Annotated in this window: 14 protein-coding genes; 8 read left to right on the top strand and 6 right to left on the bottom strand. The window is 71.6% G+C overall.

Going from position 1 to position 15,744, the window contains the following annotated elements:
* The first annotated feature begins 84 nt into the window (after nt 1-84).
* The 3 genes from VFV67_RS13275 to VFV67_RS13265 all read left to right on the top strand — a co-directional run bounded on the left by VFV67_RS13275 (nt 85) and on the right by VFV67_RS13265 (nt 4,545).
* A complete protein-coding gene (locus VFV67_RS13275) occupies nt 85-900 on the top strand; it encodes a ferredoxin (RefSeq protein WP_326470030.1) in 816 nt (271 codons plus the stop codon).
* Nucleotides 900-2,954, top strand: coding sequence for an NAD(P)/FAD-dependent oxidoreductase (locus VFV67_RS13270; protein WP_326470028.1), 2,055 nt, complete (start codon nt 900-902; stop codon nt 2,952-2,954). Before VFV67_RS13275 ends, VFV67_RS13270 begins: the two co-directional genes overlap by 1 nt.
* 358 nt (nt 2,955-3,312) lie before the next feature.
* The gene (locus tag VFV67_RS13265; protein WP_326470026.1) at nt 3,313-4,545 is read left to right on the top strand and encodes a Fic family protein; all 1,233 of its coding nucleotides are present in this window, start codon (nt 3,313-3,315) and stop codon (nt 4,543-4,545) included.
* Here VFV67_RS13265 and VFV67_RS13260 read toward each other — a convergent pair.
* Together VFV67_RS13260 and VFV67_RS13255 are read right to left on the bottom strand one after the other, a co-directional pair.
* Nucleotides 4,485-5,645 (bottom strand): hypothetical protein, encoded by a 1,161-nt coding sequence (locus VFV67_RS13260; RefSeq protein WP_326470025.1) that lies wholly within the window; start codon nt 5,643-5,645, stop codon nt 4,485-4,487. The two genes, VFV67_RS13265 and VFV67_RS13260, sit on opposite strands and share 61 nt — an antisense overlap.
* Nucleotides 5,646-5,695: 50 nt before the next feature.
* Nucleotides 5,696-6,280, bottom strand: coding sequence for a sigma-70 family RNA polymerase sigma factor (locus VFV67_RS13255; RefSeq protein WP_326470024.1), 585 nt, complete (start codon nt 6,278-6,280; stop codon nt 5,696-5,698).
* Between the two features lie 183 nt (nt 6,281-6,463).
* Here VFV67_RS13255 and VFV67_RS13250 point away from each other — a divergent pair, with 183 nt between their 5' ends.
* From VFV67_RS13250 to VFV67_RS13235, 4 genes are all read left to right on the top strand, one after another.
* Nucleotides 6,464-9,235 carry an AfsR/SARP family transcriptional regulator gene (locus VFV67_RS13250; protein WP_326470023.1) on the top strand — a complete coding sequence of 924 codons (2,772 nt, stop codon included), beginning with the start codon at nt 6,464-6,466 and terminating at the stop codon, nt 9,233-9,235.
* 20 nt (nt 9,236-9,255) lie between these two features.
* Entirely contained in the window at nt 9,256-9,594 is a 339-nt protein-coding gene (locus VFV67_RS13245) for a hypothetical protein (RefSeq protein ID WP_326470022.1), read from the top strand.
* The gene (locus tag VFV67_RS13240; RefSeq protein WP_326470021.1) at nt 9,591-11,444 is read left to right on the top strand and encodes a RiPP maturation radical SAM C-methyltransferase; all 1,854 of its coding nucleotides are present in this window, start codon (nt 9,591-9,593) and stop codon (nt 11,442-11,444) included. Before VFV67_RS13245 ends, VFV67_RS13240 begins: the two co-directional genes overlap by 4 nt.
* 90 nt (nt 11,445-11,534) lie before the next feature.
* The gene (locus VFV67_RS13235) at nt 11,535-12,077 is read left to right on the top strand and encodes a hypothetical protein (protein ID WP_326470020.1); all 543 of its coding nucleotides are present in this window, start codon (nt 11,535-11,537) and stop codon (nt 12,075-12,077) included.
* A 10-nt stretch (nt 12,078-12,087) separates the two neighbouring features.
* Here VFV67_RS13235 and VFV67_RS13230 read toward each other — a convergent pair whose 3' ends face one another.
* Genes VFV67_RS13230 through VFV67_RS13215 form a run of 4 tightly spaced genes read right to left on the bottom strand, consistent with a single transcriptional unit; the run spans nt 12,088 to nt 14,907 of the window.
* On the bottom strand, nt 12,088-13,320 hold the full coding sequence (locus tag VFV67_RS13230; RefSeq protein ID WP_326470019.1) for an NAD(P)/FAD-dependent oxidoreductase: 1,233 nt from the start codon (nt 13,318-13,320) through the stop codon (nt 12,088-12,090).
* Between the two features lie 29 nt (nt 13,321-13,349).
* The gene (folE, locus tag VFV67_RS13225) at nt 13,350-13,949 is read right to left on the bottom strand and encodes a GTP cyclohydrolase I FolE (RefSeq protein WP_326470057.1); all 600 of its coding nucleotides are present in this window, start codon (nt 13,947-13,949) and stop codon (nt 13,350-13,352) included.
* 8 nt (nt 13,950-13,957) lie between these two features.
* A complete protein-coding gene (locus VFV67_RS13220; protein WP_326470018.1) occupies nt 13,958-14,368 on the bottom strand; it encodes a hypothetical protein in 411 nt (136 codons plus the stop codon).
* 17 nt (nt 14,369-14,385) lie between these two features.
* The gene (locus VFV67_RS13215; protein ID WP_326470016.1) at nt 14,386-14,907 is read right to left on the bottom strand and encodes a DUF2231 domain-containing protein; all 522 of its coding nucleotides are present in this window, start codon (nt 14,905-14,907) and stop codon (nt 14,386-14,388) included.
* A gap of 203 nt (nt 14,908-15,110) precedes the next feature.
* On the opposite strand from VFV67_RS13215, the gene VFV67_RS13210 reads away from it, so the two are divergent.
* Nucleotides 15,111-15,743 carry a transcriptional regulator gene (locus tag VFV67_RS13210; RefSeq protein ID WP_326470056.1) on the top strand — a complete coding sequence of 211 codons (633 nt, stop codon included), beginning with the start codon at nt 15,111-15,113 and terminating at the stop codon, nt 15,741-15,743.
* Nucleotide 15,744: the final 1 nt, after the last annotated feature.

The raw sequence follows: 15,744 nt of genomic DNA, 5'->3' as shown, positions 1-15,744 counted from the left end.
TTGGAGGCAAGACCGGTGCATGGCTATCTCGCCTTGCCACAGCACGACATCGGTATCCGTGAAGTCGCCGCACTCTCGGCCCGGTTGTCCTATGTACTGATGTGCCTCACCCTGTGCTGGGGAATCTTCACCGCGACCGGATGGATCCGCCGGCTCACCGGCTACCAGTCGGTCCGCTCGTTCCACATGGTCCTGGCGATCTTCACGCTGTCCACCGGCATGACCCACGCCGGGATCTTCCTGCTGCTGCGCGAGCAGGGACTGGATCTGTTCAGCATCACCGTGCCGTTCAGCGGCCTGTTCCGGCACGCACTGGGGATCTTCGGGCTCGAGCTGATGATCGGCATCACGGTCGCGGTCGCGCTCAAGCGGTTCATCGCCTACCGCAAGTGGCTGCGCTTCCACCAGCTCGCCTATCTGGCCGTTGCCATGATCGTGGTGCACTCGTGGTTCGGCGCGGTCGCCAACGGGCACCTGGCCGTGCTTTGGCTGGGCGGGGTCACCGTGCTGGTTCCCGCGGTCACCCTGACCGTGCTGCGCGTGCTGCCGCCCCGCTGGCTGATCAAGGCCGGCCTGCTCACCGCCGCGCCGGCCGCCAACGCATCGCCGGTGCCGCAGGAGTACGCGGTGGTCCCGACCGGCACGGGCAACCGCAACGGCGCGGTCAACGGAAGCTCGAACGGCGCGGTCAACGGCCGCACCAAGATCCGCGTCAACGTCGACAACCAGCGCTGCAAGCGGTACGGAATCTGTCAGGCCGAGTCGCCGGAGCTGTTCCAGCTCCTCGAGGACGGACGCCTGCGCTACATCCGGGACCCGCACACCGAGGACCGTGCCGGGGCGCAAGCCGCGGCGCGGTCCTGCCCCATGCGTGCGATCAAACTCCAAGAGGTCAACTGATGAGCCAGGCCGAGCGGATCGTCGTGGTGGGGGCCGGCCTTGCCGGTCTCCGTGCGGCCGAACGACTCCGCGAGCTGGGTTTCAACGGTGAGCTGGTGATGGTCGGCTCCGAGCGGGTCGCGCCGTACCACCGGCCCGCGCTGTCCAAGCAGCTGCTGATGGGCAACATGCGGCCCAACGACCTGATGCTGCCGGCTTACCGGGACATCGGCGCCAAGTGGCGGCTGGGCACCCAGGCGGCGTACCTGTTGCCGCGCAACCGGATCGTCCGGCTGCCCGGCGCCGAGGAGCTCAGCTACGACGGCCTGATCATCGCCACCGGCGTGGAAGCCAAGCGGCCCAACAACGTTCCGTACCACGACAACCGGATCGTGCTCATGCGCACGCTTTCCGACGCGCTGGAGCTGGAGCGCGCGCTCGGTGCGCACCGCGGTCCGGTCGCGGTGGTCGGCGGCGGGTTCACCGGCTGCGAGATCGCGGCGAGCCTGCGGCATCTCGGCCGCGACGTGACGATCATCGGCCGGGGCAAGAACCTGCTCGGCAACGTGCTCGGCCCGAAGCTGGGGGAGTGGCTGACCCGCACGCACAGCGAGCACGGGGTGGACCTGGCGCTGGGCAACTCGGTCAAACAGTGGGCACCGGGACCGGACGGCATCGCGCTGCAGCTGACCGACGGCAGCACCATGGTGGCGGCCTGCGTGGTGATCGCCGCCGGAACCGAGCCGTGCACCACCTGGCTGCGCGGTTCCGGGCTGCCGCTGGACAACGGCGTGGTGTGCGAGCCGACCTGCCACGTGGTCGGCGCCGAGGACGTGGTGGCCGCCGGGGACGTCGCGCAGTGGCCGAACCTGCGGTTCGACGAGGTGCCGAGGCGGATCGAGCACTGGCTCAACGCGGTCGAGATGGGCCGGGCGGCGGCGGAGAGCCTGCTCGCCGGCCGGGCCGGCGCCAAGCCGTTCACCCCGATGCCGCGGTTCTGGACCGAGCAGTACGGCGTGCGGATCCAGGCTGCCGGAGTGCCCAAGCTGGGCGATGACACGATGAGCCTGGGCACCGCGGGTGCCGGCACCGGTGAGCTGGTCGGCTACGTCAAGGACGGCCGGCTGATGGGCGTGGTCGGTGTGGACTGCCCGGCTTCCGTGCTGAGCTGGACCGACAGCGTGTGCGAGCAGAACCCGGTACCGGGCGAGGAGCGCGAGCCGGCGCCGGCCGTCGCCGCCGAGCAGGATGCGGTCGCGGTCGGCGGTGGGAAGGGCCGCAGGACCGGCCGGCACGCGATTCCGGCCGAGGCCAAGCGGTCCCGGACGGACCGGTCCAGCCGGTCCAACGGCCGGATCAAGCCGCTCGACACCAGCGAGCGGCTGCGTCCGGTGGAACCCGCCGAGTCCCCGGCGACCAACGGCCAACCGGTCGCGGCATCGACCGGCACCCGGGTCACGCCGGTCCCGCCACCGACCAACGGCCACCTGCACCCGGCCGCCGCCAGCAACCCGCGCATGCACCCGGCCAACACGTTCAGCGGCCAACTGCATCCGGCGGCGACCAACGGGCACCCGCATCCGGCCGCGGCCAGCAACCCCCGAATGCGCCCGGCCGCGGCGAGCAACGGTCATCCGCATCCGGCCGCCGCCAGCGACCTGCGGATGCACCCGGCCACCGCGACCAACGGCCACCTGGCGAGCTACGGCATCCCGACACATCCGGTGGCCACCAACGGCCGGATGCGGCCGCCCTCCCCGGCGGACACCGAGTCCACGACCCGTATTCCGGTGGTCGGCGCGGACGGCCGGCCCGCTCCGATGGACACCCACGGGCGGCTGCGTCCCGCGGACGTCAGCATGCGGTTCCGCCCGGTCCCGAACGCCTGGCCGGCCGGTGGACCCGACGTCACCACCCAACTGCCGCCGCTGGACGCCAACGGTCACCCCCGCCTGCCGCAACCCCAGCAGCAGCAACCGCTGGACGCCACCGGCCGCATCCCGGTGGTGGACACCTACGGGCGCATCCGCCCGGTGGACGCCTCCGGGCGGTTCCTGCCCCTGCCCAACCCGTGACCCGATCCGGCGCTTGACACGGCGTCGAACATTTGTTCGACTTGGTAGGTGGTGGCCGTCGCGGAGACCGGCGGTTGGGCCTACTCGGGGAGTGCGGATGGCGTTCAAGATCACGCTTTGGGCGGTGCGGGCGCTCGGCCGAGCGCCGTGAGCTATCGGGCAAATCGCTACGCACCGTTTGCCGGTGGATTCAGTGGGCCGCCGGAATTACTCCCGAGCAGCCCAAACAATGGTCGCTGCCAATTTGGTGCCCAGGGCTAACTCGTCACGCCCCGTAAGCGCCAGCCGGGTTGGTGATCTTGAATGTGGACTTTGAAAGGTTTGCTGGTTTTCTGTTGGTTCGGCCACTCTTTCCGCCATGTCTGAAGCAGGGCCCCGGAAGATGGGCCGGTGGTTCGCCGCTCCGGAGATCGATGGCCTTCCCGAACGGGTTCGTTCTGCGGGCGCTTTTCTGCCCAACCCGCTGCCGTCCACGCTGCGCCTCAACCCGCCGACCTACCGCATCCTCGCCGAGGCCGAGCAGGCATTAGGCCGATTGGACGAGGCCGCCGCCCGGCTGTCCAATCGGGCCGGTTTGGTGCGCCTTGCGCAGTTGCGCGATGTCCGCAGTTCCGGTGAGCTCGGCGGAATCCACGCCGGGCTGCGCGAGATGCTGATGGCCGATCTGCCGGGCGTAGTGGAAACGCCGGAGGTGGACGGCAAGCTGGTCCGCTACCTGCGGGCCAACGACGCGGCGCTGGCCTGGGTGGCCGGCGGCGGCCCGATCAACCTGGTCCTGCTCGGCCAGCTCGGCGCGATCCTGGACGGTGCAAGGGAAAGGCTCGGTGCCTACGCCGAGGACGAGGTCAGCGAGGTGGCCTGGCGGACCGGTCCCGGCTGGCTCGGCGGCCCGGACCCGCGGGAGGCCTACCTGATCACCGTCCCGCCCGGTGCGGAACTGCAGACCGGCGGCGTGCAATGGTCGGCCTGGGTCGACTCCGGGTGCGAGGCGCCGTTGTTGGCCCGGGTCGCGCTCGGCCACTACCAACTCGCCGTCCTGTCCCCGGTCGCCCACTCGGGTCATCTGTCCCGCCTCTACATCACGCTCGCCCTGCTCCGTTCGGGTGCATTGCGCGACGCGGTGCTGCCCGTTTCGGAATGGCTCAGCCGACACCGCGACGAATACCGCGACCGCATACTCCGCCTGGTGCATGGCGCCGACGTGGACGGATTCCTGGTCTTCTTCGCCTCCGGCATCGCCGAGTTGTGCCGAAGCCAGATGCAATTCATCCTTCGCGCGGAGCGCCTCTGCGAGCGGCATCTGGACCGGCTCGGCAAGCGCATGGACGGAATCGTCCGGGTGACCCGGGATCTCGCCGCCACCCCGGTCACCACCAACCTGCAGATCGCCCAGCGATCCGGGATCAGCGTGCAACACGCCGCGAACCTGACCAAACAGCTCAAACGGATGGGCGTGATCCGCAGCCTGAACGGCAAGGCCTACCGGCAGGTGTTCCTGGTCCCCGATGTCATGGACCTGTTCGAGCTGAGCTACCCGGGGCCGCCGGACTCCGACGACGAGGTGTTCGGCGACCCGGCCGGGATCGGATAGCCCTCGGGCAACGGGGCGTCCGGCGCGGTGGCCAGCAGGGCGCGGGCGTGGTCCGCGACGGCGTCGTCGACGTCGACCGTCATGGCCAGCGCCCGGTGCCACTGCCGGCGCGCGTGGCCGTGCCGGCCCAGCTCCCACAACGCGCGGCCGGTCCAGAGCAGGATCCGGGCGTGCTGGCCGGGGGCGCCGCCGGCCGCCGCCATGGCCTCGTCGGCCAGGGCGAAGTAGTCTGCGGCCCCGTCGGTGCGGCCGACCGCGTACAGGGTGGCCGCGACCCGGCTGAGCGCCTCGGCGGCGGCCAGCTCGTCGCCGGCCGACCGGTGCAGCTCCACCAGTTCCTGTTCGGCGTCCAGCGCCTTGGCCGGGCGACCCCAATCGTGGTAAAGCCCGCGCAGCGCGGCCAGGATGGCCGCCGCGCGGTCCCGGTCCTCGGCGTCGTCCGGGTGCTCCCGGAGCCGGCGGCGGGCGACCGCGAGGGCCCGAACCCACTGTGCCTCGGCCCGCAGCCGGTCGCCCTTGGCGGCGAACACGGTGGCGCTGCGGTGCAGCAGCTCGGCCAGTCCGGCCGGGTCGTGGGCGGCGACCGCCACCGCCTCCCCGGCCTCGGCCAGCGCGTCCCACCAGGCCGGATCATTGACCAACCCGGCCTCCGGCCACACCGTGCTGGCCAGCCGGATCCCGTGCGGCCGCAGCCCGTCCCGGTCGCACGCGGCCACCGCGGCGACGATCTCCGCGCGGTGCCCGGCCAGCCAGGCCCGCACCTCGACGGCGGTCCGGCGGTCCGGATCCACCGCGGCCGCGTGGTACTCGGCGAACTCCCGGACGATCTCGGCCGCCCGGCGCGGTGCCACCAGGCCGGCCGCATGCCCGGTCAGCCAGGCCCGGGCCGGTGCCGGCAGCGTGTGCCGCTCGCCGTCGGTCCAGCCCGTCTCGGCCAGCCCGGCCAGCCCGGCCGCCGCCTGCTCGGCGGTCAGCCCGGCCGCGGCGCCCACCGCCGGGCTGGCCAGCGCCGGCACGTCCAGCACGGAGACCGCGCGCAGCAGGTCGGCGGCCTCCGGCGGGCAGGCGTCGTAGGCGTGCTCCCAGGACACGGTGTGCATCGTGCCTCACCCGGACGCGGTGCGCTCCGAGCAACACGCTGTATCAGAGGTCAGCTGGCCCGCTCTGTACGGGCGTGACCGTCCTCGATCAGCAGCGCCGCGATCGCCGCCGACCGGCGCACCCGCGCCAGGCAGCGCTGCCGGGTCGGGCCGATCGCGCCGATCGGCATCCCCAGCCGCGAGCTGATCACCGTGTAGGGCGTCGGCGGGTCGGAGTACAGCAGTGCCAGCAGCCGCCGGTCCCGCTCGGGCAGCGTGCGCACCGCGGCCAGCATCGCCGTGCGGCGCTCGGTGCCGAGCAGCGACGCGTCCGCTGGCGGCGCGGCCAGGTCGGGGAACTCCTCGTCGTCCGGGATCTCGCGGTGCCGCTCGCGCAGCAGGGACAGGCACTCCCGGCGGGTGGTGGTGCGCAGCCAGCCGGGCAGCGCCTGCGGCTCGCGGATCGTGTCCAGGTTCGTCACCAGCCGCAGCCACACGTTCCCGGCGACGTCGTCGGCGTCCGCACCGCCGATGCCGTGCTGGCGGCACACGGCGGACACCAGGGCCGCGTAGCGCCGCATGATTTCCTGCCAGGCGGAATTCATTCCGCACGCCGCGTTTTCCAGCAGCGTCGCGACCGGCATGTCCTTTCGCATTTGGGCCCCCTCAATCCGGCGACTCGTTTTCTCGATCCGGCCCAGTTCGGTTACTCCATCCCCGACCTGGCCGGCGAATTCACGATCGGCTCCCGGTCTGCTCGGCCACCTTGCGGCGATCTTGCGGAGCAGGCAGCATCGACAGATCCGTTGGCGGTCTGGCGATCACCGGGGGTCCGCTGCATGGAATTCCGGTTGCTCGGTGAGATGCAGATCTGGGCGGCGGACGAGGTCATGGAGATCGGCCCGCCGCGGCAGCAGGCCGTGCTCGCCGTGCTCGCCGTGGACGCCGGCCGGCCGGTGCCGATCGAGACGCTGGTCGACCGGTTGTGGCCGGACGCGCCGCCGGCCGAGGCGCGAAATGTGCTGTATTCACACCTGAGCCGGATCCGGCAGCTGCTCAAACGCGGCGCGGACCGCACCGGAATAGTCGTGCGGATCGACCGGCGGATAGCCGGATATGTCCTGGAAATCGACCCGGACCGGGTGGACCTGCACCGATTCGCGCGTTTGGCGGCCGGGGCCGCGAACCCGCGGCGACCGGCGGCCGAGCGCGCGGCCGAGCTGGCCGAGGCGCTGCGGCTGTGGCGGGGCCCGCCGCTGGCCGGGATGCCCGGTGCCTGGGCCGAGCAGGTCCGGGCGAGCTGGCAGCGGCGCCGGCTGGACGCGGCGGTCCGCTGGGGCGAGCTGGCCACCGGGCTCGGCGACGCGGTCGCGGTGATCGGCCCGCTGTCCGATCTGGCCGCCGAGCACCCGCTGGCCGAGGCGCTGGAGGGGGTGCTGATGAGCGCCCTGCATGCGGCCGGCCGGGCCGCCGAGGCGCTGGAGCGCTACGCGGCGCTGCGCCGCCGGCTGGCCGACGAGCTCGGCACCGATCCCGGGCCGGAGCTTAAGGCGCTGCACCGCACGATCCTGCGCGGCGAGCCGGCCTCCCCCGACCGGGGGATTTCGCCGGCCGTCCCGGCGCAGCTGCCGCCCGACGTTCCCGGTTTCGCCGGCCGGGATCCGGAATTGCGCCGCCTCGACGAATTGGCCGCCGCGCGAATTGTCACCGTGTCCGGAACGGCGGGTGTGGGGAAGACGACGCTCGCCGTGCATTGGGCGCACCGGATGCGGGACCGGTTTCCCGGCGGGCAGCTGTATCTGAACCTGCGCGGCTTCGACCCGAGCGGGGCGCCGGTCACCCCGACCGAGGCGGTACGCACCCTGCTGGCCGCGTTCGACCTGCCGTCGAACCGGATCCCGGCCGGGTTCGAGGCGCAGGTCGGGTTGTACCGCAGCCTGCTGGCCGACCGGCGGGTGCTGATCCTGCTGGACAACGCCCGCGACGCCGAGCAGGTCCGCCCGTTACTGCCGGCCACGCCGGACTGCTTGGCCCTGGTGACCAGCCGCGATCTGCTGGCCGGCCTGGTCGCAGGCGGAGCCCGGCCGGTGTCGCTGGACCTGCTCGACCCGGCCGCGGCCCGGGAACTGGTGGCCGGGCGGATCGGCGCCGACCGGATCGCGACCGAGCCACGGGCGGTGGACGAGATCGTACGGCTGTGCGCGGGGCTGCCGCTGGCGCTGGCCGTGGTGTCGGCCCGGGCCGCGACCCATCCCACCTTCGGACTCGCCGCGCTGGCCGGCGAACTGCGCGACGCCCGCGGCGGGCTGGACGAGTTCGCCGGCGCCGACCCGGCCACCGACGCCCGGGCCGTGTTCTCCTGGTCCTACCTGCAACTGAGCCTGGCGGCGGCCCGGATGTTCCGGCTGATCGGGCTGCACCCCGGGCCGGATCTGGGCGTGCGCGCGGCGGCCAGCCTGGCCGGGCTGCCGGTCGGCGGGGTGCGCCCGCTGCTGGCCGAGTTGGCCAGGGCGCACCTGGTCGCCGAACACAAGCCCGGCCGGTACACCTGCCACGACCTGCTGCGTGCCTACGCCGCCGAGCTGGCCCACGCAACCGAGTCCGCGGCCGACCTGCACGCGGCCACCCGCCGAATCCTCGGCCACTACGTGCACAGCGCGGCGAACGCCGACCGGCTGATCGACATCCACTGGCAGAGCCAACCCGAGCTGACCGGGGTTCCGCCGGGTGTGAGCCCGGAGCGGATGACCGGTAAGGCGGCCGCACTGGCCTGGTTCGTGGCCGAGCACCGGGTGCTGCTGCTGGCCGTGCACCAGGACCGAGAGTTCGACCCGCAGGTCTGGGAGCTGGCCTGGACCGCGCGGCGTTTCCTTGCCCACCAAGGACTCTGGTACGACGAGCTGGACATGCTCTCGGCCGCGCTGGAGGCGGCGCAACGGCTCGGCGACCCGGCGAAGGAAGCCTTCGCGCAGTGCTACATCGGGTGCACCTACGTCTGGTTGGACAAGTACGAGGACGCTCACGCGTTCCTGCTGGCCGCCCAGGACCTGTATGCGGCCGCGGGCGACGAGGTCGGCAGCGGCTACGTCGAGTTCTACCTGTCCTGGATGTTCGAACGGCAGGACCGGATCGGCGAGGCACTGGCGCACACCCTGCGGGCGCTGGAACTGTTCGGCTCCGCGGGGCACCGACCCGGACAGGGCCGCTGCCTCAACGCGGTCGGCTGGTTTCGCGCCCTGCTCGGCGACCACGCGGCGGCCATCGGATACTGCCGGCAGGCCCTTGATCTGCAAACGGAGCTCGGCGACCGGGTCGGCGCCGGCGAGACCTGGCACAGCCTCGGCTACGCCCACGAGCAGCTCGGTGAGCTCGACCGGGCGATCGTCTGCTATCGGGCGGCGGTCGAACAGTTCCGCGAGGCCGAGTACCGGATCAACGAGGCGCGCTCGCTTGCCGCGCTCGGCGACGCCTATCACCAGGCGGCAGACACCGCGTCCGCGCGGGCCGCGTGGCGGGCCGGCATCGACATCTTCAACCAGCTCGGCCATCCGGAGGCCGACGTACACCGGGTCAAGCTGACCAACAGTCCACAAGGGACGAACGAGAGATGAATGATCTGAGGAGGCAAATGATGAGTGAACCCAGCGAACTGGCCGAGCGCCTGCTCGACAAGTTGGACGGGCTGGCCCAGTTGGACGACGAGGAGCGCGAACTGGCGCGGGCGATCCTGTGGGTCGCCAAGGACATCATGATCGTCGGTAGCCCGCTCGACAAGCCGCTCGACTACACCCCGTCCGAGGTACCGAGCTTCAGGGACGAGTTCGCCAACTCGTTCACGCCGCAGACCGTCGACTTGCTCCTGGGATACCCTCGCGTTCAGCTCGTCGACCCGGCCGGTCAGCCCGGCATCCCGTCGGCGGACTCGGCCTCGGCGTCCCCCCCGATGATCAGTCGAACTCCCTCCCCATGACCGGCCCGAACCGGGCCGCGTGGCCGGCCGTGCTGGTGTCCATGCCGTTCATGCAGATCGACCGGCCGTCCATCCAACTCGGACTGCTCAAGGAGATCGGCACGGCGCACGGCCACGACGTCCGGACGCTGCACGCGAACCTGGACTTCGCGGCCCGGATCGGGGCGGACTGGTACCGGCTGCTGGCCGAGTCCCGCGGCCGGCTGGTCGGGGACTGGCTGTTCGCGGTCGAGGCGTTCGGCGACGCCGCGCCCGACCGCGACGCCCGGCTGCTCGCGGAGCTGACCGGCGAGCTGGACTACCTGACCTCGGCGGCGGAGCCCGCGCTGGACCGGTTGCTGCGCACCAGGGATCGCGACGTGCCCGCGTTCCTGGACGACCTGCTGGACGGCTTTCCGTGGCACGAGGTGCGGGTGGTCGGGTTCAGCTCGACGTTCCAGCAGAACACCGCCTCGTTCGCGCTGGCAAGGCGGCTGAAGCGGCGGTTTCCGGAGCTCGTGACCGTGTTCGGCGGGGCGAACTTCGACGGCGAAATGGGCCGGGAACTGGTGCGGTCGGTGGACTGCGTGGACTACGCGGTGATCGGGGAGGGCGACACGGCGTTTCCCCGGTTGCTCGAGGCGCTGGCCGCGGGCACCGGGGTGGACGGGATCCCCGGGGTCGCCCGCCGGGTCGGGGACCGCGTGGTCGCGACGCCGCCCGCGGCCCCGCTGACCGCCCTCGACGACCTGCCCGCGCCGGACTACGACGAGTACTTCGACCGGGCGGCCCGGCTCGGGCTGCCGGTCGACAACGTCTGGCTGCCGTTCGAGTCCGCCCGGGGCTGCTGGTGGGGCGCCAAGCACCACTGCACCTTCTGCGGCCTGAACGGAACCACGATGCGGTTCCGGGCCAAGTCGCCGGACCGGGTGCGCGCCGAACTGGCCGGGCAGTCCCGCAGGTACCGCACCTTCCGGTTCGAGGCGGTGGACAACATCCTCGAACCGGCCTATGTCCGGGAGCTGTTCCCGGCACTGGCCTCGGACGAGCTGGACTACCAGATCTTCTACGAGGTCAAGGCGAACCTGAACCGGGCGGCGCTGCGGACCCTGGCCCGGGCCGGTGTCACGCACCTGCAGCCCGGCCTGGAGTCGCTCAGCTCCAACGTGCTTCGCCTGATGGACAAGGGCGTGCGCGCCGCGCAGAACGTGAACCTGCTGCGTTGGGCGCGGTACTACGGGATCGGGGTCGGCTGGAACATTCTGTGGGGGTTTCCCGGTGAGACCGAGGCGGACTACGCCGCGCAGGCGGCCGTCGTTCCGCACCTGGTGCACCTGCAGCCGCCGATGAGCGCGGACCGGGTGTGGCTGGAACGCTTCAGCCCGCTGTTCACCCGGCCGGACCGGTTCCGGATGCGTCACCGCGAACCGGAGCGGAGCTACCGGTTCGTCTATCCGTCCACAGTGGACCTCGAGCGGATCGCGTACTTCTTCGACTACGAATTGGAACAGGCGCTGCCCGAGGCGGCCTATGCCGACCTCGCCGCGGCGGTCGACAGCTGGAAGCGGACCTGGACGGCCGGGTCCCCGCCGGTACTGCGCTACCGGTCCGCGCCCGGTCACCTGCGCATCGACGACACCCGCTTTCCCGGCCGGGAGGGCAGCTACACCTTCCGCGACACCCTGGCCGAGATCTACCTGGCGTGCAGCGAACGGCCGAGCACCGCGCAGGCGGTCCGCCGCCGGCTCGGCCTGACCCAGCCGGTCGGGGTGATCGAGGACGCGTTCGCCGAGTTCCAGGCGCGCGGCCTGATGTTCCTGGACGGCTCGCTCGCGCTGGCATTGGCCATCCCGGCCACCCCCGGCCGATAACTGTTTTCACTTAGGTAGTTTTCGTCGTAATGGTCACCGGCTGAATGGGTTAGGGTCGATAAATGGGGAGGGGAATTTGGAGGCCGGGGAATGCCAGACAGTGAATTGCACATGCAGGCCAGCCTGTGGAACGGCAAGCACGGGCGCACCGCCGTCCTTGTCATGGAGGGGGCGGCCCGCGACCGGTCCGACGGCGGCGGCGTTGCCGTCGACGCGCTGCACCGGATCGCGCTGGCCCGCGGGCTGCGGTTGACCACCGATCTCGACCGGCGGGACACCCGGCCGGTCGGCGGCTGGCGGGTGCGGATCGACCGGATCCACGCCGTCACGGTCGAGTGGCCGCACCACCGGCCGCTGGTCGACGGCGTCCCGCTGGACCTGCCGTCCGGCTGGTTGCGTACCGCCTCCGGCGCGGGCGAACTGCTGCTTCTGGTCGGCTACGGCCTCGGCCTGCGGACCGGAACCGGTCGGCTGAGCGCCCAACTGGAGCGCGCCTGCCGGGACGGTGCGCTGGTCGCCGGCACGGTCCCGCTGCTCACCACCGACCCGGACCCGGCCGAGCTGCCCACCCAGCGGGTTCCCGGCGACGACCGGGTGTTCGCCGGCGCAGGCGACCGGATCGCGGTCGGCTGAGCCGGCGCTGTTACTCCACGCCCAGCTCGTCCAGCGGGTGTCGGGGATCGGCCAGCCGCACCGGATCGACGGCGCCGCCGGAGCGGATCAGCGTGTTGATCGGGTCGACGACGTCCCACACGTTGACGTTCATCCCGGCCAGCACCCGTTGGTCTTTCAACCAGAACGCGACGAACTCGCGCGCCTCGACGTTGCCGCGGAACACCACCCGGTCGTACTCGCCCGGCTCGACGAACCCGGTGAACTCCATGCCGAGGTCGTACTGGTCGGTGTAGAAGTAGGGCAGCTCCCGGTAGCTTGCCTTGCCCGACCGCATCGCGGTGGCGGCGGTGGCCGGCTGGTTGAGTGCGTTGGCCCAGTGCTCGACCCGGATGTGCCGGCTGAGCACCGGATGGAACGCGTTGGCCACATCGCCCGCGGCGAAGATGTGCGGATCGCTGGTGGCCAGCGAGTCGTCCACCACGATGCCGTTGTGCACGTCGAGGTCGGCGTCCCAGGCCAATCCGGTGTTCGGTTCCACCCCGACGGCGACCAGCACGGCGTCGGCCGGGATGTGGCTCCCGTCGGCCAGCCGGACCCCGGTGGCCACGCCGTCCGCGGTGGTGATCTCGGTGAGCTGGACGCCGAACCGGAGGTCCACACCGTGTTCCCGGTGCAGTTGCGCGAAGACCGGCGCCACCTCGGGGCCGAGCACGCGCAGCAGCGGCAGCTCGGCCGACTCGACGACGGTCACCGCGACGCCGTTGGTCCGGGCGGCCGCGGTCACCTCGAGGCCGATCCACCCGGCGCCGATCACGACCAGCCGGGCGGCGTTGGCGATGACCTCCTTGAGCGCGTCGGAGTCGGGCAGCGCGCGCAGGTGGTGCACGCCGGTCGCGTCGGCGCCCGGCACCGGGAGCCGGCGCGGCCGGGCGCCGGTGGCCAGAAGCAGCCGGTCGTAGCCGTCGCTCGCGCCGTCGGCCAACCGGACCCGGCTGCTGCTCCGGTCGATTCCGGCCACCGCGACGCCCAGCCGCAGGTCGATGTCGTTGTCGGCGTACCACTTCTCCGTGTGCACGAACACGGTGTCCCGGTCGGCCTTGCCGGCCAGGTAGTCCTTGGACAGCGGCGGCCGCTCGTACGGTCGGTACTGCTCATCGCCGATGAGCGTGACCCGGCCGTCGAATCCCTGACCGCGTAAGGCTTCCGCGGCCTTGGCGCCGGCCAGGCCGGCACCGACGATCATGAAATGCTGGGTGGCCATCTGGCCGTTCTCCTTACGTAGCGGCGAGGTCAGCCGTGGACCCCGGTGAGGGCGAAGAACTCCTGCCGGGAGCGGGCGTCGGCGCGCAGCGAACCGAGCAGCGTCGAGGTGACCGTGTTGGACCCGACGGCGAGCACACCGCGCAGCGTCATGCAGCTGTGCTCGGCCTCGATCACCACGCCGACGCCCTTGGGTTGCAGGTGATCGCACAGCCAGTCGGCGACCTGCTTGGTCAACCGTTCCTGGACCTGGGGCCGACGGGCGAAGTGTTCGACCACGCGGGCGAGCTTGGACAGCCCGAGGATGCGCTCACCCGGCAGGTATCCGACGTGCGCGACGCCGACCACGGGCAGCAGGTGGTGCTCGCACACCGACCGCACCGGGATGCCCCTGGCCAGTACGAGCTCGTCGTAGCCCTCGTCGTTGGGGAAGGTGGTCAGGTCGAAGGGCCGCGGCGTGAACAGTTCGGCGTAGGCGCGGGCCATGCGGGCCGGCGTGTCGCGCAGGCTCTCGGACTCCAGCGAGACGCCGAGCGCCTGCAGGAACTCCCGGGCGGCGCGCTCGGCGGTTTCGAGGTCGACCTGGTCACCCGGCTCGTGCACGACCCGCAGTGCGGAGGTCGAACGCATCGTCACGGTCAGCTCGCGTTCAGCGCGGCGAGCAGCGCCAGCACGACGGTGATGACGGCGATGAGCCCGTGGCCGACCACCACCGGAACCGGGAAGCTCCGCTCCGGCGGTGCGTCGCTCGCGCCGGCGGTGGTGCCCCGGACGGTGGGCAGCCAGCGAACCAGCATCGCGAAGCCGAGCAGGGCCACCGGGACCAGCAGCACGACCGCGGTCCAGGCCAGGGCGGTGGAGTCGGCGATGAGGTAGACGATCCACAGCACCAGCCCGATCGCGGCGAGCGCGAAGTGGCCGAAGATCAGCGGTGGGGAGAGCCGGGTGCTGCTGGGGTTTCGCACACCACCCTTGGCAACCCAGGTTCCCAGCATGACGAAGCCGCCGACCGCGGTGAGCAGCCAGGTGATGAGCGCGGCGATACCCACGATGAGTCCTCCTGTGGTCAGTCAGTTCTGGTCTGGTAGCCCTGCGCCTGGGTGGCCTCGTCGGCGACCCGGACGCCGTAGTGGTAGGCGAGCTTTCCGCCCAGGTAACCGGATGCCGCGAGGGCGACCAGGCTCAGCGCGGACAGCACCAGCGGGCCGGTGGCGACGGCTGCCGGGGTGTCGTAGTCGGCCTGGCGCCAGAAGAAGTTCCCGATGTAGGCGGCGGTCACCGCCAGGTTGAGGCCCATGTGCAGCAGCCCGGTGCGGAACGCGGGGGTGCCGGTCGGGATGGCGAACAGGTCGAGCAGCCCGACCAGGGCCGCCGCCACCGCCCCGATCACCCCGATCGCGATCAGCCAGACCGAGCCCTTGGCCAGGAAGCCCGGGTCGTCGACGAACCGGGAGGCGAGGTCGAAGACCAGGGCGCAGACCCAGGCGCCGATGGGCACGGTCACCAGGATCGGGTGGAACGGATGGCCGTACGGGCCGGCCAGGAGCGCGCTTACGGGACGTTTCGCCGCGGCTTGCGGAGTAGACACGATAACACCTACCTAGGGGTTTATTTCACCAACAGAGTTTGGTCTTATCCGCCTCGTCCGTCAAGTCCAGCAGGTAGATGCTCACCCACACGACTTGTGAACACGCTCGTAGGAGATATTCTGCGGGGGTGACGACCGACGAGCCCGCGGCCGACCCGGCGATCAGAGCGGTAGCGGCGCTGGAGGACGGCCTGCGCCGGGGGATGTACGTGTTCATCCGGCGGGTCCGCCGCCCGGTGACCCGGGACGAGGCGGCCACCGCCGTCGGCATCTCCCGCAAGCTCGCCGCGTTCCACCTGGACAAGCTGGTGGACGCCGGCCTGCTGCGCGCCCGCTACGAAAGCGTCGGCGGCCTGCGCAAGGTCGGCCGCACTCCCAAGGTCTACGAGCCGACCGAGATCGACATCCGGGTCAACATCCCGGAACGCCAACACGAGGTCCTCGCCGACATCCTGATGGACGCCGTGATCACCGAGTCGGACGGCGAAACCGCCCGCGACGCCGCCCTGCGCGTGGCCGCCGCCCGCGGCGAGTCCCAGGGCACCGACGAACGCAACCGCCTGCGTCCCGGCCGGCTCGGCGCCGAACGCGCCCTCACCATCACGGAGTCCTTCCTCACCCGCCTCGGCTTCGAACCCACCCGCCCCGACCCGACCTGCGTCCGCATGCGCAACTGTCCGTTCCATCCGCTCGCCGCCAAGGCCCCCGACCTCGTCTGCGGCATCAACCGCGCCTACCTCGCCGGCTTCCTCTCCGGACTGCGCGCCACCACCGTCGACGCCGTCCTCGCCCCCCGCCCCGGCGAATGCTGCGTCGAGATCCGCCCCATCGGCTGAC

Source organism: Actinophytocola sp. (assembly GCF_035762905.1).
GTDB lineage: Bacteria > Actinomycetota > Actinomycetes > Mycobacteriales > Pseudonocardiaceae > DASYTH01.
This window is presented reverse-complemented; position numbering and strand designations above follow the sequence as displayed.